Origin of the sequence: Virgibacillus necropolis (genome assembly GCF_002224365.1) — a bacterium.
GTDB lineage: Bacteria > Bacillota > Bacilli > Bacillales > Amphibacillaceae > Virgibacillus_F > Virgibacillus_F necropolis.
The window spans coordinates 925938-948144 of sequence record NZ_CP022437.1; the positions used below are offsets into that span (position 1 = coordinate 925938).

Here is a 22207-nt window from a genome sequence, read left to right on the forward strand (position 1 = left end):
TTGTTTATTAGATCAAGAATGTATTAACTTTTTTTATGTGTAGATTGAAGCGATTAATTATTTCCTATCGATTAAGGAAATAAATTGTATGTCCTAATTTTCACAATCAAACTATAATTATATAACAAGGAGGGAGTATATTGCTTGCTCATTTAAATAAGAGGATGTTAAAAGCATTGAAATTACTCTCCAAAACAAATGATTATCTATCAAGTATTCATTTATCACAAAAGATGGGGGTGACTTCACGCACAGTTCGGGAAGATATCAAGAATCTTAATCATATTCTTAAGGAATATAGCATTTTTATTGATTCAAGCAGGGGTAATGGATTTAAGTTAAGCAATTCCTCTGGGGAGTTAAATACATTAATAAATCAATTTGAAAATGTGCTTTCAGATAATGATTTTAATCCGATAATGCCAGAAGATAGAGTAAGGTATATGATCAAGAAATTATTATATTCACCCGAAAGCATAAAAATACAAGCGTTTGTGGAGGATTTGTATGTTAGTGAATCAACTATAAAAAATGATATCCAAAGAGCGAAGTTAATTTTAAATAAGTATAATATTTCTATTTCCAAAGATAATAAAGGATTATATGTTGAAGGTCATGAGCTTAATAAACGCTTTTGTATTTCGGATTATTTAATTCACAGCTCCGCAATAGACGATAGATTAATATTGAGTTTTATCAATAATAATAGTTATATAATTTCCGATAGTGACTTAGTAAAAATAAAAAGTACAATTTTGTATTATTTAAATGAAGAAAATATGGTTATTTCAGATTTCGCATTAAAAAAAATAGCGGTACACATTGCTATTGTAATTAGTCGCATAAAGACGGGTCAGTATATTGATTTAAAATCAGAGGATTTCAGCAATTTAACGAATGAAGGCGAATACAGGATTTCGGGTGAAATTGTGAAGGCCATAGGTAAAGAGTTCAAAATGTCCTTTTCACAAGATGAAACTGTTTATATGACAATGCATTTAGTTGGTAACAGGATTTCTCAAGCAGGAGGGATTCCAACAGATTTATTAAATTATTTAGGGGAAGACATTTATAAACTTTCATATAAAATTCTTAATGAGGTGGGTTCTTGGATAAAAGAAATTGATTTAAAAAAAGAAAAGGAATTTGTTTATAGCTTAGGATTACATTTAAAGCAATTATTGCATCGTTTGTCTTTTAACATGAATATTAGAAATCCCATGTTAAGCATAATAAAAATTAAATATCCTTTGGCTTTTGAAGCGGGAGTTGTCTCTGCAAAGACTATTATGAAAGAAACAGGTTTTCAAATTAATGAAAATGAAATAGGGTTTCTAGCATTGCACTTTGGAGTTGTTATTGAGAAGCAACGATTACAAACATTGAGTACAAAGAAGAAAAAGATTGCATTGGTTTGCGCTTCAGGTATGGCTACTTCAGAGCTACTATTAACAAAATTATCCCATATATTGGGTTCAAATTACTATATGATAGGAACCTATGCTTTACACCAAATCGATGAATTAACAAATCAGCAACCAGATATAATTTTAACGACCGTACCTATAGAAGAGGAAGTTAGTATACCTATATTAATAGTACCATCTATCTTGGATGATTCAGATATTGATAGTATAAAAGGTTCTTTGACAAAACTGGAGGGGGAAACTTCAAGTATTAGTCAGTTTATAAAAGAAGACTTGTTCTTTCAAAGCTTAACTATTACAACTAAACATGAAGCGTTGCAGTTTTTGACAGAGAAGATGATAGATAAAGGGTATATTAATGACAAAATTAAGCAATCCATACTAGCACGCGAAAATATATCTTCAACTGCGATTGGAAATATGGTTGCAATTCCACATCCTCTAGAAGTTGAAATGAATCAATCATGCATATGCACAGCAATTCTAGAACATGAGATTCCTTGGAATGCGGGCGAGGATGTTTCAATAATTTTTATAATTGTGTTAGAGGAAAAATGGCGGCCGAAATTCCAAGAAATATTTATAGGATTATATGATATTATCCATTCAAGTGATAACGTTCTTACGTTGAGTAAACAAAAAAATTTTTATGATTTTATAGGAATGATAAATTCCATGAAATAAGGAGAATACACCAATGACTGAGATTGACATAATAAATGAGGATCTTATTGAATTAAATAATTGTGCGCCATCAAAACGGGATGTATTAGAGGATGTTGCCCGAATGGTATATCAGGAGGGACGAGTGCGGGATAAAGAAGGTTACTTGAATGGGCTTCTGGAGAGAGAGGCGAATTCTACCACAGGTTTTGGGGATGGAATTGCTATCCCTCATGCCAAAATTGATGGAGTAATTAAGCCGACTATTGCAGTTATTAAATTGAAAAATCCAGTTGAATGGGAAGCAATGGATAATAAGCCTGTTAAATTGATTATTTCCTTAGCAGTTCCTTCTAATCAGAAAGGAACTTTACATTTAAAACTATTAGCAAATTTATCGGAACATTTAATGGAAGATGATTTTAAAAGAAAATTGATATTAGCTGATACTAAAAGAGAAATATACAAAATTATTACTAGCATTTTTTATAATGCAGAGGAGAGAAAGTAAATGGAAATTGTTGCAGTAACAGCATGCCCAGCAGGAGTTGCTCATACTTATATGGCAAAAAAAGGTCTAGAGAAAGCCGCAAAAAAAATGGGGTATAAAATTAAGGTGGAAACACAAGGTTCAATGGGGATAGAAAATGAATTAAAAGCTAAAGACTTGAAAGATGTAAACGTTGTCATTTTGGCTATTGATACAAAAATAGAAAAGGCTAGTCGATTTAATGACATGCAAGTGCATGAAACGTCAGTTGCAGCGGCGGTAAAAAATTCTTCTAAAGTGATTGAAGATGCTGTAAACAAATTGAAATAATGGGGGAGTGAACCATGAAAAATATAAAAAAGCATTTAATGACTGGAGTCTCATACATGATTCCAATTGTAGTTGCTGGAGGAATATTGCTTTCCTTAGGAGTAATTATAGGAGTGGATACCTCTTTTGGAAAGGAATTAATTAATTATGGGGTATGGACGCTCGGAATGATGGTACCTATGATTTCTGGATTCATTGCATATTCTATGGCCGATCGACCGGGGATCGCAGTTGGTCTTGCCAGTGGTGTGTTTGCGAACGAACTTGGAACAGGCTACATTGGTGGAATTTTAGTTGGCTTTTTCGCTGGTTGGATAACTAATCAGTTGAAAAAGATACCAATGCACCCTAATATTGCTGTTATTAAACCAATTATGATTATCCCGGTATTAGGAGTCGGAGCATCGGCACTATTTATGTATTTTATCTCTATTCCTTTAGAACCTGCTATGACAGGACTAGAAAATTGGCTAGTGTCACTAGAAGGTAGTAATTTGTTATTTCTTGGATTTATTATTGCCGCTATGATGGCTTTTGATATGGGTGGACCAGTAAATAAAATAGCATTGGCATTTTGCTATGCCACGTTAGCAGAAGGAATTTATGCTCCCATGGCCGCATGTTGGGTTGGAATAATGGCAGCACCAATGGGCTTATCATTAGCAACACTAATTTTCCCCAAAAGATTTTCCAAATCAGAAAAAGGAAATGCATTTCCTGCAGCTTTTATGGGGTCGTTAGGTATTACGGAAGGAGCTATTCCTTATGCTGTAGCAACACCATTAAAGGTGATTCCTGTCATTACAATTAGTTCCGGGATAGGTGGTGGACTTGCGTTATTATTAGGTGCTTCATCACCTATACCAGCTGCAATAGGGATTTGGGGATTACCTTTCGTTTATCAGCCACTTATGTTACTGCTAGGGCTAGTTGTAGCGGTTGTAATTATCGCATTAGCTGTTGGGATATTAAGAAAAGAAAGTGATGCTGACGATAATGATGATGTCGGAATTACTTTTGAATAAAACTTTGATGAGGGATTAGTATGAATAATAGATTTGATCGAATAATCAATAGAAAAGGTACCTATAGTACACAATGGGATTATATAGAAGATCGATTTGGAAGAAATGATATTTTACCTTTTTCCATATCGGACATGGACTTTCAAGCGCCACCTGAAATTTTGAACACAATTAGAGATCACACGGATCACGGTATATTTGGATACACTAGATGGAATCATGATACATTTAAGTACGCAATCGTTGATTGGTATCAGAAAAGATTCTCGGCAAAGGTTCACAAAGAATGGATTGTGTATAGTCCAAGTGTTGTTTATTCCATTTCAAAGTTAATTGAAATTTTAACAGAGGAAAATGACAATATTATTTTGCAAATACCTGCTTATGATGCATTCTTTAAGCAAATAGGCAATTCACGATGTAATCTTTTCAGAAATCGGCTTATGTATAAGGATGGTCACTATGAGCTGGATCTGATAGATTTAGAGTCTAAATTATCTCATCCTAGATCAAAGGTGCTACTGCTTTGCAATCCGCACAACCCTACAGGAAGGGTATGGAAAAGGTCCGAGTTGGTAAAAGTTGTGAATCTTTGTGAACAATATAATGTAAAAATTATATCGGATGATATTCATATGGATATTGTATATGAGGATCATTCATATGTACCGATAACGGATGTCTCAAATAATTATCTGGAAAACGTATTCATCTGTACATCAGCAAGTAAAACGTTCAATACTCCTAGTTTAGGAGGATCATATGCTTTTATCCCAAATGAAAAGATAAAAGACAAGTTTATTGCCTTAATGAAGAATCGTGATGGAGTTTCAAGCGCAACTATTTTCGGTGTATTATCTGTAATAGAAGGGTATAATCAGGCCGGATATTGGGTTGATGAATTACGTTCCCATCTTTATGAAAATATGAAAATAGTTAAGACTTTTATAGAAAGTGAACTTCCGATCTTAAAGTTTAATATACCAGAGTCGACTTATTTAGCATGGATTGACTGTACAGGGTTAAAGGTGACAAATCAAAAACTACAGGAAGCTCTTGTTAATAAAGGGAAAGTTGGCATTATGTCAGGAGAAGTTTACGGACAAAAGGATGGTTGTTTTTTAAGAATGAATATTGGATGTCCGCAAGAAAAATTAGTAATGGGTTTGGAAAGATTGAAGAAGTCAGTTGATTATGTGCAATAGAGTTTTAAACGGAGCTCCTATGATATTTGATCTTAAGTGCCTGTCTCCTGGAACTATTCTGAATTGGGGGAGGATAATTTTATGAGGAAATATTTAGTGACATAATGAATAGGGGGTTATTTTCTACAGGATTTTTTAAAATTAATGTGGTACCTAGTATTGGATTAAGGGTACTGAAGGTTACACTTTCACACCGTGGTGTGTACATCAAGGAGGAAATGCAAGGGAAACTGTAAATTTTTACCATAAATCTAAAAAGAATATTGAAACGAATGGGTTAAATCTAACTAATTAATGAACATAAATCAATAAAAAGGCGACTTCAAATTCAGATAGTGAATTTTAGTCGCTTTTTTTGATGCAAATTATTAAGTGTGTTAGAAAATCATAGGATTTTCAGTGGTATCCGGTCTATGTCCCGTTTTTCTTATGGATAAAATTAATAGCGTATACTTATTGTTAAATATTCTGACAAAAGTTGTACTTAAATTGTGTTGATTAATGAAAGCGCTTAAATATAATATGAATATAGGAGGGAGGGATACACATGCTCGAGCAAAGGTCACTTAATACTTTAGAAATAATTATGAGCAACCCGAATTGTACAATTAAAGATTTGGAAATGAAAACATCGTTAACGAGAAGGCAAGTAATGTATGATCTCGAAAAGATTAATTATTGGATGAAGGAGAACAATTTTTTTGAAATCGAGCAGAATAGAACAAATGGTCTAATGATCTTAAATGCTACCAATGCCTCTAATGATATTTTAAACAGATTGGCAGAAGAGAAAAATGTGCAGGTTTTTACTGAACAGGAAAGACAAATCGTATTATACTTTTACTTATTTATCTGCCAAGAAGATGTTTCATTATACCATCTGATGAATCTGCTGAGTGTAAGCAGAGGTACAGTGAATGAGGATTTGAAGAAGCTTTCCAATAGATTACGAGAGCATAATTTGCAGATTTCCTACACCCGGCTAAGAGGATACTTTATCGAAGGAAAAGAAAGTGATGCCAGATATATGGCTATGCTTTTAGTTGCCAACTTGGTTGCTAAAGAACAGGGAACAGGTCTTTTAATATTTGTTCTTGAAAAGGAGGGTTTTCATCAAGAGGAATGGAGTACATTAATCAACAACCAACTCAGTAAGCATCAGGTTATATTCTCAGATAATGGATTGTTGGAGGTAAATTATATAATTGCTTTTGTTTTTGCCAGGGGTCTTGATATAGAAAAAAATTTTTGTACAGATAAAAATATGAATTTAAACCGTCTAACAGAATATCGTGTTGCGGAATCGATTATCCAGGAACTGTCGGGTTCTGGCTATCAGTATCATAAGTACCTTGACTTTATAACTTCATTAATACTTTCCTACTCTACAGGAGATAGCAGCAAGAAGACGGAAAGCTACTACTCTTTAAGAAATTTTGTTTATAAAATATTTCTTAAACTGGAAGTTTCCTATGGGATCAATTTAACGGATAAGGAGCAGGCCTTTGAGCAAATTTATGCCCACTTCAGACCAGCATATTACCGAATTATTTTTCAATACCCAATTGTTAATCCTTTAAAAACTAAAATACAAGAGCAGTACAGCGTTTTGTTTAAAATATTAAAAGATATTTTTGACCCCATTAGTCTCCCTAGCGGGGACCATGTATCAGACGATGAATTAGCCTATCTGACGATTCACTTTGCAACGTTAATTAAAAATAACAAAAGTGAAAGAACAATTAAAACGAAGGCAGCGATTATTTGTCCAAATGGTACAGGGGTTTCGTTAATTATCTATAAAGAATTAAAAAGTATTTTTCCGGAAATTGAATTTTTAAAGCCAGTATCAATAGGTGCTTTGGATTTTATTATGGATGAGATAGATGTTATTTTTTCTACCAATTTAATTAAAACTTCTAAACCATTGTTTATTGTGCGCCCAATTATGACAAATATAGAAAAAGCTAATCTGATTAAAAACTTCTATGAAAGTAAGGGAAATTCAGTTTTCATGGAAAATAATTATCCTGTAGAAGACTTGCTGAAGATTGTAGATAAATATACAGACATTAGAAGCGCGAAAAAAATAGTCAATGAATTAAACAAACTAACTTCAAATATTCTCTATGTAGATGGGGAAAGGAGGCAGCCCATGCTAAGTGAAATAATTAATGCGGAATTGATTCAGCTACACGTAAACGCAACGGATTGGAAAGACGCAATCAGGAAAAGCAGCATTCCATTAGTAAAACAAAATAAAATTACGGAGAATTATGTAGACGCCATGATAACAAGTGCAGAGGAGAGTGGGCCTTACATTGTTATAACAAAGAATGTGGCTTTACCTCATGCGAGGCCTGAAGAAGGGGTACGGGAATTAGCGATTAGTCTGACTACCCTGGAGAGTCCGGTAGAATTCGGAAATGATGAAAATGATCCGGTCAAATATATTTTTTGCCTGAGTGCAACGGATAATACCACTCATTTGAAAGCTATTTCCGAGCTTGTAGATTTATTGGGTGATAGTGATTTTTATAGAATGATTGAAAAATCACAGGATCCTAGTGAAATTATAAATTATATTCAAAAAATAGAAAAGGAGATGAGCAACGTATGAAAGAAGCGTTAGTCGCATGTCGCACCGGGATGGGAAGTAGCATGATGCTGAAAATAAAGGTGGAGCAAGTGGTAAGAGAAAATAATTATCCTATCAAGGTTCACCATGACACCCTGAGTGCCGTTAATCAATTTAAGGGGGACCTACTCATCACGTTGGAAGACTTGGTTCCTGATGTCAAAGACAAAGTTAAGTATGTGATAGGTATTAAAAATTTGATGGACAAAGAAGAAATAAAGAGCAAGTTAAATGAGTTTTTGGAGGTAAATGTATAAGTGGAAATATAATAAGAGGGGGAATATATAATGGAGCTTATAAGAGCTTTTGCAATAGACTTGCTGGGATCTGCGGCTATTTTAGTCGGATTAATGGCTTTGATGGGTTTGCTTTTGCAAAAAAAGCCCTTTGATGAGGTATTAACAGGAACACTAAAAACGATTGTGGGATTCTTAATATTCACCGTAGGATCTGGAGCAGCAGTTTTAGCTCTTAATAGTTTTCAAGATTTATTCAGTGAAGGATTTAGTTTAGATGGTGTGCTGCCACTGGCAGAAGCTGTTACAGCGCTTGCCCAGGATAGATTTGGAACCGTCGTATCTCTAGTTATGTTGTTAGGTTTTCTTTTTAATCTATTGTTTGCACGAATCACGCCATTTAAATATATCTTTTTAACTGGACAGCATAATCTGTATTTTGCAGCACTATTAACTGTAATGATGAAAGCACTAGATGTTGGCAATACCGGAATCGTTCTAATTGGTGGTGTTATCTTAGGGCTGGCTGCTTGTATTTTTCCGGCCATTGCTCAACCGTTTATGAGAAAAGTTACTGGTGATGATGAAATCGCACTTGGGCATTATGTAAGTGTTGGTTATGCGATTTCAGGATGGATAGGATCAAAGGTAGGTAAGCCTGAAGATACAACGGAAAATTTAAATCTTCCCAAGTGGCTCTCCATGTTCAAGGACTATGTTGTAGGTGTTAGTTTAACAATCGTTGTTTTCTTCTATATTGCAACATTTGCTGCAGGTCCAACGTTTGTAGAAAGTATATCTGGTGGGATGCATTGGTTAGTATATCCATTATTGCAAGGGCTAACTTTTGCAGCAGCACTTTATGTAATTATTACTGGTGTTAGGATGCTTCTTGGTGAAATTGTCAATGCATTTGTCGGTATCTCTGAGAAGTTAATACCAAACGCTAAACCAGCCTTAGATTGTCCGGTTGTATTCTCCTTCGCGCCAACAGCGACGGTAATTGGATTTCTTTCTGCATATGCTGGCGGCCTAATCTGTATGTTTGTGTTTGGAGTTCTTAATGTTTCTGTAATAATCCCAGTAGCCGTGCCATACTTTTTTATCGGTGCAACTGCAGGGGTGTTTGGTAATGCAACTGGTGGTTGGAAGGGAGCAGTTGTCGGCAGCTTTGTAGTTGGAATTCTTATAGCAATTGGACCTGCGCTAATTTATCCAATCATGTCAGATATAGGTTTATCAGGAACAGCATTTCCGGAAACTGATTTTACGATAGTCGGGATACTGGTTTACTATATTGGTAAATTGATTCTAGGGATATTTTAAATTATAGAGAGGATGTTTAATTATGAAGACGTTAACACAGGAAAACGTAGCAGAATTATCCATTGCAACTATTAGAACATTATCAATTGATAGTGTTGAGCACGCGAAGCATGGGCATTTGGGAATGCCTCTTGGATCAGCACCGATGGCTTATAAGTTGTTTAAAGACGTTATGAAGCATAATCCGAAAAATCCTAAATGGTACGATAGAGATCGATTTATCTTGACATCTGGACATGGATCCATTCTCTTATATACACTTTTACACTTAAGTGGTTATAATGTTTCCATTGAAGACTTGAAGGAATTCAGACAGTTAGGAAGTATTACCCCAGGACACCCAGAGGTAGATGTTACCCCAGGAGTAGAAGCGACTACAGGACCATTAGGACAGGGAATATCTACAACAGTTGGGTTTGCTATTGCTGAGAGAAACTTAGCCCATACTTATAATAAAGAAGATATTTCTATTGTTGATCATTATACCTATACGATTTGCGGAGATGGAGACTTAATGGAAGGGGTTGCCCAGGAAGCGATGTCTCTAGCAGGTCATTTGGGTTTAGGCAAGTTAATCGTTCTATACGATTCCAATGATGTTTGTTCAGACGGTTTTGTCTCAGATTCAAATACCGAAGATGTACAAAAGAAATACGAAGCAATGGGATGGCAAACGTTATACGTTGAAGATGGCAATGATATTAGTGCCGTACAGCAGGCAATCGATTCAGCAAAAACAGAAACGAATAAACCTTCATTAATTGAAGTGAAAAATATTATCGGATTTGGGTCACCAAATTTTGGAGGAACAGCTGCTATTCACAGTAATCCAGTTGGTGACGATGAATCTAAACTAATTAAACAAGCTTATAAGTGGCTACATGAAGAGAAATTTTTTATACCTGAAGAAGTGAAAGAAGATTTTGCTGAAATAGTCTCTAAAGGCAGTGAGGTTGAAAAAGATTGGAATAACCGTTTTAAGGATTATCAGGGTAAATATCCAGAGCTTGCTAAACAGTTTATAGACAGTATGGATAATAAGGTGGAAATAGAAGATGTTAAACTAGAATTTACTGAAGACAAGATGGCAACAAGAGCTGCATCTGGTAAGGTACTGAATTCATTGGCTAAGCAAATTCCTTCTCTTATAGGCGGCTCGGCTGATTTAGCATCGTCTAATAAAACTACGATAGATGGAAATACGTTTATGACAAAAGGTGATTATAAGGGACCGAATATTCACTTTGGAATACGGGAATTCTCCATGGCCTCAATTGTAAACGGACTTGCATTGCATGGAGGAGTAAAAGGTTATTCAGGAACCTTTCTGGTATTTGCTGATTATATGAAAGCAGCTATTCGAATGTCAGCTATTATTAATAGACCAGTAACATATGTGTTTACACACGACAGTATTATGCTTGGGCAGGATGGGCCAACTCACCAACCTGTGGAACAACTTGCTTCATTAAGAGCTACGCCTAATCTTAATGTCATTAGGCCTGCGGACGCTAACGAAACTAAAGCCGCCTGGTCTATTGCAATAAATTCCAAGGGTACACCTACAGCTATTATATTAGGTAGACATGATGTTCCTGTATTACCACATGCATCTGTTGAAGGAGTTAAGCGGGGAGCTTATATTATATCAGAAGGAAAAGACGAACTATCTGGAATCATTATCGCTTCAGGATCCGAGGTTGAACTAGCGCTGAAAGCACAACAGCTATTGGAAAAAGACGGAGTTTCAATAAATGTGGTTAGTATGCCCAGCTGGGAGCTTTTTAATCAACAGGATATGGATTATAAGAATCAGGTCCTGCCTCCTGTGATTACCAATAAATTAGTAGTTGAAATGGGTTCTCCAATCGGATGGAGGGAATACGTTGGTCCTAAGGGAGAAATATGGGGTATAGATGACTTTGGGGAATCCGGCAACGGCAACGCATTGGCTGAAAAGCTCGGATTTACTTCGGAAAATATAGTTCATATATATAAAACAATGCTTGAAAGGAACCAATAATTCGATGTTTTATGGATGCTGAAAAAGTTAATGTTATTTATTTTTAATCTAAGCCAGGGATAAGGTAGTAGTTTTACTTTATTCCTGGTTGTTTTATGACTAATAGTAATGGCAACTTACTTGTATTAAAAATAATGAATTAGTTCATGTGACAGCACGGCAAGTAGAACTGAAATTAGGCCTTAACATATTGTGTTTCATCAAAATGGTAAGACCGCATATCTGCATTTGTAGATTTTTGTAATAGGACAATGTGTAAACAGAATACCCATATACAAAGACGAAATGGGTGATTCAACATGGGCGATCAACAAAAGAAGATTAAACTTTCACAAATAGGGTTAGAAACTAACTTTCGGAAAAAGGAAAAGGATTTGAGTCTAGAATTAAGCATTAATAGACATGGATTAAGAGTACCTTTAATTGTGGAGGAGGAAAGTAAAGATCATTATATTTTAGTAGATGGTTACCGGCGTTTTTATGCCCTTGAATTTCTGGGGGAGATAAATGCCGAATGTAGTATAGAAAAGCTATCTTCAGAAGAGGAAAGAATAGTTAAGAGATTAGGTATAGAACTGCACACCAGGAAGAGAACGGCATACCAGCTGGAAAGAATGATTAACCGATTATTAGAAACTGGTAAATATGATGCAAAATTAATTGCAAGTCTATGTAATGTAACAGAAAGGACTATAACTAAATATATACGTGGGTTGGATATTAATCCTGATTGGATTAGGAGAGGAGAACAAGCAGGTGCGGGAAGGCATGCATTTACTGATATTCATAATCTTAATTTAACCGAAGAAAACAAGAATTATATTGCTAATAAATATATTGATAGGCAGATCAATAAAACCACTGTTGATGTCTTAAAAAAAGCTACGAGAGAAAAAGCTTTTGAGGAGATAGCAGAAGAAAATATAAAAAAGTGTATTGATCAGGTAATTGAGAAGCAATCTAAAGACTATGAAACTGTGAAAGAAGTTGTCAATGAGAATAGTTTACAAGCTGGACACACTAAAAGCGGTCATACATTCATGCATAATTTAAATTTAAATTTGATAACGAGAATTGAAAAGGTATTTAAAAATAGATACTACGTGAACTATTTATCTGATAAGCAAAAAGATCAACTGATTAAATCGCTAAGAAACTTAATCCTAACATTAAAACCTCCAATAAAATGGTCTTCTTTTCCCGATAAAGATCAACTTCGTGAAAATCCTGAAGATGAATTCAGTGACAGGTTGGAACATTAAATTATACGATAAATTTTTAATGATTAATCCAATTTAATCGTGGTGGGGCCAATTCCAGAACATACTTAAACATAAATAAACAAAGAGAGGAAATGAAGAAATGCGACCGAAGAAATAAACGGAAGGTATCCTCTAAGTCAGAGAATACCTTCCGTTTACTTTATCATTTAATTTAATAATTCTTTAAATCGATTAACTACATTTTCAGCAGTAAAGCCAAACTCCTTAATGACTTCTTCTCCAGGACCTGAAGCCCCAAAACTATCTATACTCATTACAGATCCGTTGCTTCCGACAAACTCGTTCCAACCTACCTTGGAACCCATTTCAATTGCAAGTCTTGTTTGGATTTGTTCTGGTAAAATTTCTTCTTTGTATTCTTGTGGTTGTTTCTCAAAAAGATCCCAAGATGGCATACTAACGACGTTTACAAAAATGTTTTCATTTGCTAATAGTTTTTGAGATTCTATTGCTAGTTGGACTTCAGACCCTGAGGCAATAAGTATTCCACTAGGATTTTCTGTAGCCTTGGAAATGACATAAGCACCTCGTTGAACACCTTGCGTCGCCAATGTATCTGAATTCTTAATAGTTGGTAATCCTTGTCTTCCCAATACCAACATCGTCGGCTTATTGGTTTGCTGTACAGCAATTTTCCATGCTTCCCTTGTTTCATTTGCATCTGCTGGTCGTATGACAGAAATCCCTGGCATTGCTCTAAATGAAGCTAACTGTTCTATTGGTTGATGAGTAGGGCCATCCTGACCAACAGCTACGCTATCATGGGTAAAGACATAAGTTACTGGTACTTGCATAAGTGCAGCTAACCGAATCGCTGGACGCAAATAATCTGAAAAAACAAAGAATGTACTTACAAATGGCCGTAAATGATGAAGCGCTAAACCATTTGCAATAGCACCCATAGCAAATTCTCGTACTCCGAACCATATATTCCTACCAGCATAATTCTCACTGTTTAGATCAGCAAACTTTTTTAGTTTTGTTTTTGTAGAAGAGTCTAGATCGGCTGAGCCACCGACTAATTCGGGAATAGTCTCTGCCAATGCATTTAACGTATCACTTGATGCAACTCTAGTGGCTAGGGTATCTCCTTCTTTATAAGAAGGTAAATTGCCTTCCCAATCTTCTGGAAGTTCACCTTTCACAATTCTAAATAACTCATTCGCTAATGTGGGATGTTCTTCTTTATAGCGATTAAATAATTCGTTCCATTCATCTTCTTTTGTTTTCCCGTTTTCAATAATGGAGTGAAAGTCTTCATAAACTCCATTTGGTACATAAAAGTCTTCTTTACTTTCCCACTTATAGAATTTTTTTGTTCGTTCAATTTCTTCTTTTCCTATTGGATCACTGTGTGCATCACTTGTACCCTGTAGTGAGGGAGAACCATATCCAATGGTAGTCTTTATCTCTATAATAGTTGGGCGACTATCCTCCGCCTTTGCTTCCTTAATCGCTCTTTCTACTTCTTCTATATTATTTCCATCTTCAACGTGTAGAACTTGCCAATTGTATGATTCAAATCGTTTTTCAATATCCTCGGAAAATGAAAGACTAAGTTCTCCATCAAGACTGACATCATTTGAATCATATAAAACGATTAAACGTCCTAGTTTAAGGTGTCCAGCGAAAGAAGCAGCTTCACTTGACACACCTTCCATTAAATCCCCGTCTCCACAAATTGTATAGGTATAGTGATCAACAATAGGAAAATCATTTCTGTTATATTTTTCAGCAAGGTGTCTTTCAGCTAAAGCCATTCCAACACTTACAGGAATACCTTGGCCCAGTGGCCCAGTGGTAGCTTCTACACCTGGTGTAATTCCGTACTCTGGGTGTCCTGGTGTTTTACTTCCCCATTGTCTAAAGTGCTTTAATTCATCCATCGATAAATCATATCCAGAGAGATGTAATAAACTATACAATAACATGGAGCCGTGCCCTGCTGATAAAATAAATCTATCGCGATTAAACCAATTTGGATTCTTTGGATTTATATTCATTACTTTTTTCCAAAGTGCGTAAGCCATAGGGGCAGCTCCCATGGGCATGCCAGGATGCCCATGTTGCGCCTTTTCTACACTATCAATGGTAAGTGTACGAATCGTGTTTACTGAGAGTTCGGATATAGATGAGATTGATGTATTCAAACAAATTCCTCCTAGTTATTTTGAGGCCACTGAAAAAGTGATGGATTTTAAAAATTTAACTTTTCACCTTAACTTAGCATCTCGAATATACGGAGACTCCTGCGGGAAGCAAGAGATCGGCGAGACCCCGTAGGACGGCAGTCCGAGGAGGCTCGGCACTCGCCCGCGGAAAGCGCAGTATATTCGAAGATGCGATGGTAGATCCACCTATTTTGTACTATATTTAACCTTTTTCAGCGGCCTCGTTATTTTTAAGATATTTTTTCAAGATCATTTTCACTGTGAGACTTTTTACCAAGCTTACTTTTAATAGCTATGGAAGCTATCAACACAAGGATAATGGTTGCAATAACACCTGGTTGACCTAAGAATTTACCAACGTTACCAAGTACAATACCTACTACAAGAAAGTCTGTATCTGAGAAAGTTGTACTAGCATTACCTAAATCCCCTAGGAGTGGTAAGAAAAGCACTGGTAAGAATGTGATGATTAGACCATTTACAAATGAACCAGCAATAGCTCCCTTTACTCCACCAGTCGCGTTACCAAACACTCCGGACGTTGCACCTAAGAAGAAGTGAGGTACTACACCTGGTAGAATAACGACTCCTCCTGTAAAGAAAAGGGCAAACATTCCTAGGACCCCTGCAATAAAGCTAGAGAAAAAGCCGATTAAAACAGCATTAGGAGCAAATGGGAAGACAATTGGACAATCTAATGCCGGCTTGGAATTAGGAACTAGCTTTTCTGATATTCCTTTAAATGCTGGTATGATCTCCGCTAAGATTAATCGAACACCTGATAAAATGATGAATACACCAGCGGCGAATGTCACACCTTGTATAATAGAAAAGACGATGTAGTTCGTACCGCCACTAATGTTATTTTCAATAAAAGTTTGCCCTGCGAATAAAGCAGCTAGAATATAAATGATGGTCATCGTAAGTGATATACTAACGGAACTATCTCTTAGAAAACTTAATCCTTTAGGAAAGTTAATATCTTCTGTAGACCTTGATCCTTTAAAGAGTTTTCCAATACCTGCTGATGCTACATAACCAACCGTTCCAAAATGGCCAAAACCTACATTATCATTGCCTGTAATTCGACGCATTGTTGGTTGAGCCATAGCTGGAAAGATTGCCATAATAATACCTAATGCAATTGATCCTACAATAATTAAAACCATTCCACTAAAGTTAGCAACGCTTAAGACTATTGCTAAAAAACAGGCCATATAAAAGGTATGGTGACCAGTTAAGAATATATATTTAAGGTTTGAAAAACGAGCTAGTAATATATTTGCTATCATGCCGAAAAACATAATTAGCGCTGCTGTGGTTCCGAATTCTTCAATTGCAATAGAAATTATTGCTTCATTATTGGGAACTACTCCTTGAACACCAAATGCTTCTTGGAACATTTCACCGAACGGTTTAAGTGATCCTGATACAACCGCTGCACCTGCACTTAATACAATAAATCCAAGAAACGTTTTCGTCGTGCCTTTGGTTATTTCACTAGCAGACTTCTTTTGGATAAGAAGACCAACAAAAGCAATGATCGCAACTAATACTGCTGGTACACTTAAAATATCTACTAATAACGAAACAAAGCCATCCATCATTAACCACCCCTATAGAATATTTTTTTCTTTTAGATTAGAACTTATCTTTGATTTTAGTTCCTCTTTATCTAAGATATTATCTAAGACAATTAACTCTCCTAGATTTGATGCACTTTCAGCTAAGTCTCTTCCAATTACAAACAGGTCAGCCATATCTGATGTCGATGAACCTAAATCTGCGTGATTAACTTCAATGTCGTTTACATTGAGTTCTTTTAATACGTCCTTAATATTCATTTCAATCATAAAACTACTCCCAAGACCTGAACCACAAACGGCTAAAATTCTCATTTTCTACACTCTCCTCTAAGTTAAATTCTTTTTAAATTTTCCTACTAAACAACTTGTAAAATCTGATCGACTGAAGAAGCGTTTTTAATTTGGCTCATTCTTTCGTCATCTGAAAGCACTTCTGCTAGTTTCGATAAAATGTTTAAGTGAGATGTACTATCTAATGCCGCTAGAACGAACACTAGCGAAACATGATGGCCATTATCTGAAAAGGGGATACAATGATCAATTTTTAATAAACTTATCCCCATCTTCATAACTCCTTCTTCCGGTCTTGCATGTGCAATGGCAATTCCAGGAGCAATAACAATGTAAGGACCTAACTTTTTAACACTCTTAATCATGGCTTGCACGTAATGTTGATTTATATAATTTTTTTTAATAAGTGGTTCGGCAGCTTTTTTTATGGCATCTTCCCAAGAATCAACTTCGGAAGCAATTTGGATCATATCTCTCTCTAAAACACTATTTATCAATTAATCTCTTCCTCCTTTGCCGTCGTAGACCTATAAACTACTGACTTTATCAATTAGTTTTAAAAAGGTAGATTTATCACTTTTTATAATATCTTCTAAATTTGATTCGCTTTTTAAGAGTTTTGTTAGCTGCCGAAGTGCATTTAAATGTATTTTGGCATTGGTACTAGCAAGGCAAATCACAATAGAGATAGGATCACTTGCTGAATGTCCAAAGGCAATGGGGTTCTTCAACTTTATGAAACTTATCCCAAGTGAATTCACTCCATCTGATGGTTTTGCGTGTGGCATTGCAATACCTTTATCAATGACCATATAAGGGCCATGTTTATCAAATAACTGCATAATAGCATCTAGATATTCTTGCGTTACTTTCTTCTCCTTAATAAGCAGGTTCACAGCAAGTTTTATCGCATCCATCCAATCTGAAGCTTCTATATCCCAAGACACCAACTCTGGTGTGAGTATCTCACCTAACACTGGACCAACTGAAACATCACTAGTTACTTTTTCACGCTGAATATTCATTAGAGAGCTAATTTTATCCCTATCTTCTTTAGGTAAGAAAGGGCCAACTTTAATAGTAGGAACAGAAAATTGTTTCGTTGGTATAGTAGAAATAACCCAATCAATCTTTTTTTCCTGTAAATAGCTTTCTGTTATATCGTATAGAGGATACGTATCCTCTATTTCGATTTCATGAAAGTATCTCTCAAGTCGAGTTTTCAATAATTGTGAAGTACCCATGCCGCTTCCGCACACAAGTAGTACTTTTATTTTATAATCATCAAGGTCGACCTGCCGTTCTATCGATGAACCGATATGCAAAGCAATATATGCTTGTTCATCTGTATTAAAGTTAATCTCAAATGCTTCTTCCAGGATGTGAAGACTGTTGTTAACAACCTCTACAACATCAGGATATTGATTGGAAATTTCATTTTTTAAAGGGTTAACAAGATGTAGATTATATTTTAGACGGTGGATAGCTGGTCTTAGGTGAACGAGTAAACCCTGATATAAATCGTTGTCTTTAGTTAAATCTACACCTATTTGAAAACTTACTTCTTGAATGAAATTCTTTACATGCCTGCTAAACGAAGCATTCTCCAATGACTGGTTAGACGGATCTGGTGAAAGCATCTTCGCGCCTAATAAATGCAGGGTAATATAACCTATTTCTGCTTCAGGGATAGCTAACTCAAATCGCATTTCTATATCTTCTTTAATTTGTTTCGCCACCATAAACTCTGGATTTTTCTTTAAACTTTCAAGCTCTTGTATAGGCATATTTATTTCATTGCCATTTTTGACTCGATGGATAGTAATCGCAATATGGAAGACCAACCCGTTCTTTGCAGAGTTTATTATCCTATGGTTTAGTGAGTTGAGCTTTTCGGTAACAGAGTTATTTATTAATTCAAATTCGTGATCGGAAAGAACAGTTAGTTTTTTCGGAAGATCATTTAGCCCATGTTGCTGAGATGCAACTTCCACATAGGATTGTCTATACACTTGTTCAGGCCCATTTATTACAAAACCTTTGTTCTGGACATAGTCTAAAGCCAGATTTCTATGGATAAGCCACTTTTCTACCTCTTTCAAGTCTTCTACAATGGTTCTTCTGGTAACGAATAGTAATTGTGCAAATTTATTCGAACTAATAGGTTGCCCTTTTTCAAATAAGTATTTTAATATGGCATCTTTCCTTTCTGTTGGTGATAGGTGTTTGTTATAGTTCGATTCTTCATATTTAGGTTTAAAATCGTCATTTGAAACAACTAATCGCACACCCTGTAGCCGCTCATGTAAAAGTTTAGCGCCTTTCTTTTCTACATAATATTCAATTTTTTCAAGATCATAGCGAATACTTCTTTTACTAACATGGTGAATAGTGGATAGTTCATTTACACTTACAAACTGTCTTCTTTCTAGTAACAAAGTAACAATATTTCGTTGACGAAGATTAAGCAGGATTAGCACCTCCTTGAATTAATTGTAATCGCTTTCACGCAGAATTATGAGATGAAAGACCTTTCCAATAATAAACGGAAATTTTGCACATCCCATTTTGAATATTCTATCACTATCAGGTGATCTGCAGATAGGAGTCATGTTAGGTTGTGTTTGTAAATACCTGTCATGTTATACTACTTTTAAAACGACCTACAGGGAGAGCAACTGATGAATTTACAAGATCGCGCTCATAAGTATGAGTACAAATTAAATGATACGGATGATCAGATTATTACGTATATAGTTGAGAATAAATCAACTGTTATTGTTACGTCGATTCAGACGCTTGCAAAAACGTTGTACACAGTGCCGAATACGATTACCCGTTTATCCAAGAAGTTGGGGTATGATGGTTTTTCTCAATTAAAGAATAATCTTAAGGAAGAAGTACACGAGAAAGAAATGGAACCTGCGGAGAGTGTTCACTATAATATGAAGCGAACCCTTGAACTTTTAGATGATGAAATACTCTCTATCATTGCCAAGAAGATTCATCAAGCAGATCATGTATACATTTTCGGTGTGGGTGATACAGTTCCTTTTTGTGAGCTTTTTTCTACTCATCTTAAAATCGGTGGAAAGGCGGTTGAGTTTTTCTTGCATCGTCATGATGCCGTATATGCAGTTAATCATGCCACTAAACATGATGTTTTATTTCTTATCAGTATGTCTGGAGAAACGAAGCAAATATTGGAAATAGCTGAGTTAGCCAGGTCAAAAGGGGTAACAATTATCTCCTTGACACACTTTACCCGTAATACGTTACAGGATAAAGCAGATTATAAATTTTTCTTCTATTCCCCTAAGCGAATGCTTGAGAACTACAATACCTCAGATAAAACACCCGTCATGCTCGCTTTACAAGTATTATCTAACATTTATTGGGAAACTGTTTAATGTGTATTTATACACATGTAAACGGTTTCCTTTTATTCTTTGGTGTACTTTTATAAAGATTAGTAAACGCTTTCTTTTCCTGTGCTAAGATGAGGACAATTAATAATCGTTGAGGAGGCAAAAGTGATGAGATTACAAAGTTTGACCTCATCTAACCTAATATGGACAAATCAGTCTTTTTCTACTAAAGATGAAACAATTCGGTTCTTAGTAGAACAATTAAATAGCAATGGTAAGCTCCACTCGAAAGAAGACTTTTATCAAGCGGTAATGGAAAGAGAATCTTTATCTGCAACAGGGCTTGAAGGGGGATTAGCCATTCCGCATGGCAAGTCTTCGGCTGTAAAGGAAGCGGCTTTTGCAGTTGCGACGCTTGAGAAGCCGATAGCGGAGTGGGAGAGTGTCGATGAAAGCAACCAGGTTGAACTCGTCATGCTACTAGCTATCCCGGACAATGAAGCAGGTTCAACACACCTGAATTTACTAGCGGAGTTAATGACAAGGTTGGCTGATCCAGCTTACAAGGAAAGACTGATGCAAGCAAAAACAAGTGATCAGTTCTTTGATGCGCTTGACTTTGAAGAAGAGAAACAAGAAGGTAACGACCAACAAACAACTAAAACGATTCTTGCTATAACAGCATGCCCAGCAGGGATCGCGCACACGTATATGGCAGCTGAAGCTCTGGTAAGAGCCGGTAAGGAATTAAATGTAAAAGTTATGGTTGAAAAACAAGGCGCGAACGGTATTGAAGATCGGCATTCGAAAAAACAAATTACCGAGGCAGATGCTGTTATTTTTGCGGCGGATGTAGCTGTTAAAGATCAAGGGAGATTTTCGAAATTACCGCGCGTTACGACATCTGTAGCAACCCCTTTGAAAAATGCAAAAGGGATTCTTGAAGAAGCGATTGAAAAGTCGAATCAATCTCCTAAATCATCAAGAGACCATCAGGAAATAATTGAGGAAGATGAAGAGCCGGAAAGCAAATCATTTAAGAAAGAAATAAAAGATTCTATTATGACTGGTATTTCGTATATTATCCCAATCATTGTAGCTGGTGGAATGACGCTTGCCTTTGCTGTGTTGGTTTCACAAGCATTTGGATTACAGGATGTCTACGCGGAAGAAGGTTCATGGCTATGGTTGTTCCGTCAATTAGGTGGTTCCATGCTTGGTACCTTAATGGTTCCAGTACTAGCTGCATACATGGCTTATTCTATTGGCGATAAGCCTGCACTCGGACCAGGTTTTGCCGCTGGTATTTGTGCGAATTTAATTGGTAGTGGCTTTTTAGGTGGTATGCTCGGTGGTATTCTAGCTGGTTATATCATTAAATTTTTGAAGAAACATGTACAAACTTCTGGTACGTTTTCTGGTTTTGTAAGCTTTTGGCTTTATCCAGTTGTGGGAACGCTTTCTGTTGGTGCGATTATGCTATTTGTTGTTGGCGAGCCATTGGCAGCACTAAACAGTGGATTAATCAGCTGGCTTGAAGGATTGTCTGGTGGAAATGCTATTTTGCTGGGAGTAATTTTAGGTGCAATGGTATCATTCGACCTCGGTGGCCCAGTAAACAAGGCAGCCTACGCATTCTGTATTGGAGCAATGGCGAGTGGTAATATTATGCCTTATGCTGCATTTGCTTCCGTCAAAATGGTGTCAGCCTTTGCTGTAACAGGAGCTACAATTATTGGTAAGCAGTACTTTACAAAGCCTGAACAAGAGGTAGGAAAACAAACATGGCTGCTTGGACTGGCCGGAATTACGGAGGGAGCTATCCCGTTTATGATTAATGACCCGCTTCGAGTAATTCCTTCACTTGTTGCTGGTTCAGCTGTAACAGGTGGAATCGTTGCCTATTTTGGAATTGGACTAAATGTTCCAGGAGCAGGAATCTTTTCACTAGCCCTTTTGCAGGGACAACCATTATTTACAGCCGCTAGTGTTTGGCTTGGTGCTGCGCTTATAGGTGCATTTATTTCCATGGTATTACTAATAATCACACGTAAAAATAAATTAAAAAAACAATCAAGGACAACATCGCAGGCTGAAGAAAGTGCACAAATGGAAACAGCCGTAAACTAAAAAGACATAAGGGTA

The 22207-nt window shown here is 36.1% G+C and carries 17 protein-coding genes; 12 read left to right on the forward strand and 5 right to left on the reverse strand.

Annotated elements, in window-relative coordinates:
- Positions 1–140 precede the first annotated feature (140 nt).
- The 10 genes from CFK40_RS04360 to CFK40_RS04405 all read left to right on the forward strand — a co-directional run bounded on the left by CFK40_RS04360 (position 141) and on the right by CFK40_RS04405 (position 12625).
- Entirely contained in the window at positions 141–2111 is a 1971-nt protein-coding gene (locus CFK40_RS04360; protein WP_089530921.1) for a BglG family transcription antiterminator, read from the forward strand.
- 13 nt (positions 2112–2124) lie between these two features.
- Positions 2125–2601 carry a PTS sugar transporter subunit IIA gene (locus tag CFK40_RS04365; protein WP_089530923.1) on the forward strand — a complete coding sequence of 159 codons (477 nt, stop codon included), beginning with the start codon at positions 2125–2127 and terminating at the stop codon, positions 2599–2601.
- A complete protein-coding gene (locus CFK40_RS04370; protein ID WP_089530926.1) occupies positions 2602–2910 on the forward strand; it encodes a PTS fructose transporter subunit IIB in 309 nt (102 codons plus the stop codon).
- Positions 2911–2924: 14 nt separating this feature from the next.
- Positions 2925–3935 carry a PTS fructose transporter subunit IIC gene (locus CFK40_RS04375; RefSeq protein ID WP_089530928.1) on the forward strand — a complete coding sequence of 337 codons (1011 nt, stop codon included), beginning with the start codon at positions 2925–2927 and terminating at the stop codon, positions 3933–3935.
- Positions 3936–3955: 20 nt separating this feature from the next.
- Positions 3956–5140 (forward strand): MalY/PatB family protein, encoded by a 1185-nt coding sequence (locus tag CFK40_RS04380; RefSeq protein WP_089530930.1) that lies wholly within the window; start codon positions 3956–3958, stop codon positions 5138–5140.
- A 652-nt stretch (positions 5141–5792) separates the two neighbouring features.
- Positions 5793–7760 carry a BglG family transcription antiterminator gene (locus CFK40_RS04385; protein ID WP_161493825.1) on the forward strand — a complete coding sequence of 656 codons (1968 nt, stop codon included), beginning with the start codon at positions 5793–5795 and terminating at the stop codon, positions 7758–7760.
- Positions 7757–8035, forward strand: a complete 279-nt coding sequence (locus CFK40_RS04390; protein ID WP_089530934.1) for a PTS sugar transporter subunit IIB — start codon at positions 7757–7759, stop codon at positions 8033–8035. The genes CFK40_RS04385 and CFK40_RS04390 overlap by 4 nt, the downstream gene beginning before the upstream one ends.
- Before the next feature lie 30 nt (positions 8036–8065).
- Positions 8066–9340 (forward strand): PTS ascorbate transporter subunit IIC, encoded by a 1275-nt coding sequence (locus tag CFK40_RS04395; protein WP_089530935.1) that lies wholly within the window; start codon positions 8066–8068, stop codon positions 9338–9340.
- Positions 9341–9362: 22 nt separating this feature from the next.
- The gene (gene tkt / locus CFK40_RS04400; RefSeq protein ID WP_089530937.1) at positions 9363–11363 is read left to right on the forward strand and encodes a transketolase; all 2001 of its coding nucleotides are present in this window, start codon (positions 9363–9365) and stop codon (positions 11361–11363) included.
- A 299-nt stretch (positions 11364–11662) separates the two neighbouring features.
- Positions 11663–12625: a ParB/RepB/Spo0J family partition protein gene (locus CFK40_RS04405; protein WP_089530939.1), complete on the forward strand. Its 963-nt coding sequence runs from the start codon at positions 11663–11665 to the stop codon at positions 12623–12625.
- A 167-nt stretch (positions 12626–12792) separates the two neighbouring features.
- Here CFK40_RS04405 and tkt (CFK40_RS04410) read toward each other — a convergent pair whose 3' ends face one another.
- From tkt (CFK40_RS04410) to CFK40_RS04430, 5 genes are all read right to left on the reverse strand, one after another.
- A complete protein-coding gene (gene tkt / locus CFK40_RS04410; protein WP_405196583.1) occupies positions 12793–14784 on the reverse strand; it encodes a transketolase in 1992 nt (663 codons plus the stop codon).
- Positions 14785–15047: 263 nt separating this feature from the next.
- Positions 15048–16421, reverse strand: coding sequence for a PTS ascorbate transporter subunit IIC (locus CFK40_RS04415; RefSeq protein WP_089530943.1), 1374 nt, complete (start codon positions 16419–16421; stop codon positions 15048–15050).
- A 12-nt stretch (positions 16422–16433) separates the two neighbouring features.
- Positions 16434–16715, reverse strand: coding sequence for a PTS sugar transporter subunit IIB (locus CFK40_RS04420; RefSeq protein ID WP_089530945.1), 282 nt, complete (start codon positions 16713–16715; stop codon positions 16434–16436).
- Between the two features lie 44 nt (positions 16716–16759).
- On the reverse strand, positions 16760–17191 hold the full coding sequence (locus CFK40_RS04425; protein ID WP_193433355.1) for a PTS sugar transporter subunit IIA: 432 nt from the start codon (positions 17189–17191) through the stop codon (positions 16760–16762).
- Between the two features lie 30 nt (positions 17192–17221).
- Positions 17222–19132, reverse strand: coding sequence for a BglG family transcription antiterminator (locus tag CFK40_RS04430; protein WP_161493826.1), 1911 nt, complete (start codon positions 19130–19132; stop codon positions 17222–17224).
- A gap of 243 nt (positions 19133–19375) precedes the next feature.
- On the opposite strand from CFK40_RS04430, the gene CFK40_RS04435 reads away from it, so the two are divergent.
- Both CFK40_RS04435 and mngA read left to right on the forward strand, forming a co-directional pair.
- Positions 19376–20104: a MurR/RpiR family transcriptional regulator gene (locus CFK40_RS04435; RefSeq protein WP_089530949.1), complete on the forward strand. Its 729-nt coding sequence runs from the start codon at positions 19376–19378 to the stop codon at positions 20102–20104.
- Between the two features lie 126 nt (positions 20105–20230).
- Positions 20231–22192 (forward strand): PTS 2-O-a-mannosyl-D-glycerate transporter subunit IIABC, encoded by a 1962-nt coding sequence (gene mngA, locus CFK40_RS04440; protein WP_089530951.1) that lies wholly within the window; start codon positions 20231–20233, stop codon positions 22190–22192.
- The last annotated feature ends 15 nt before the right edge of the window (positions 22193–22207 follow it).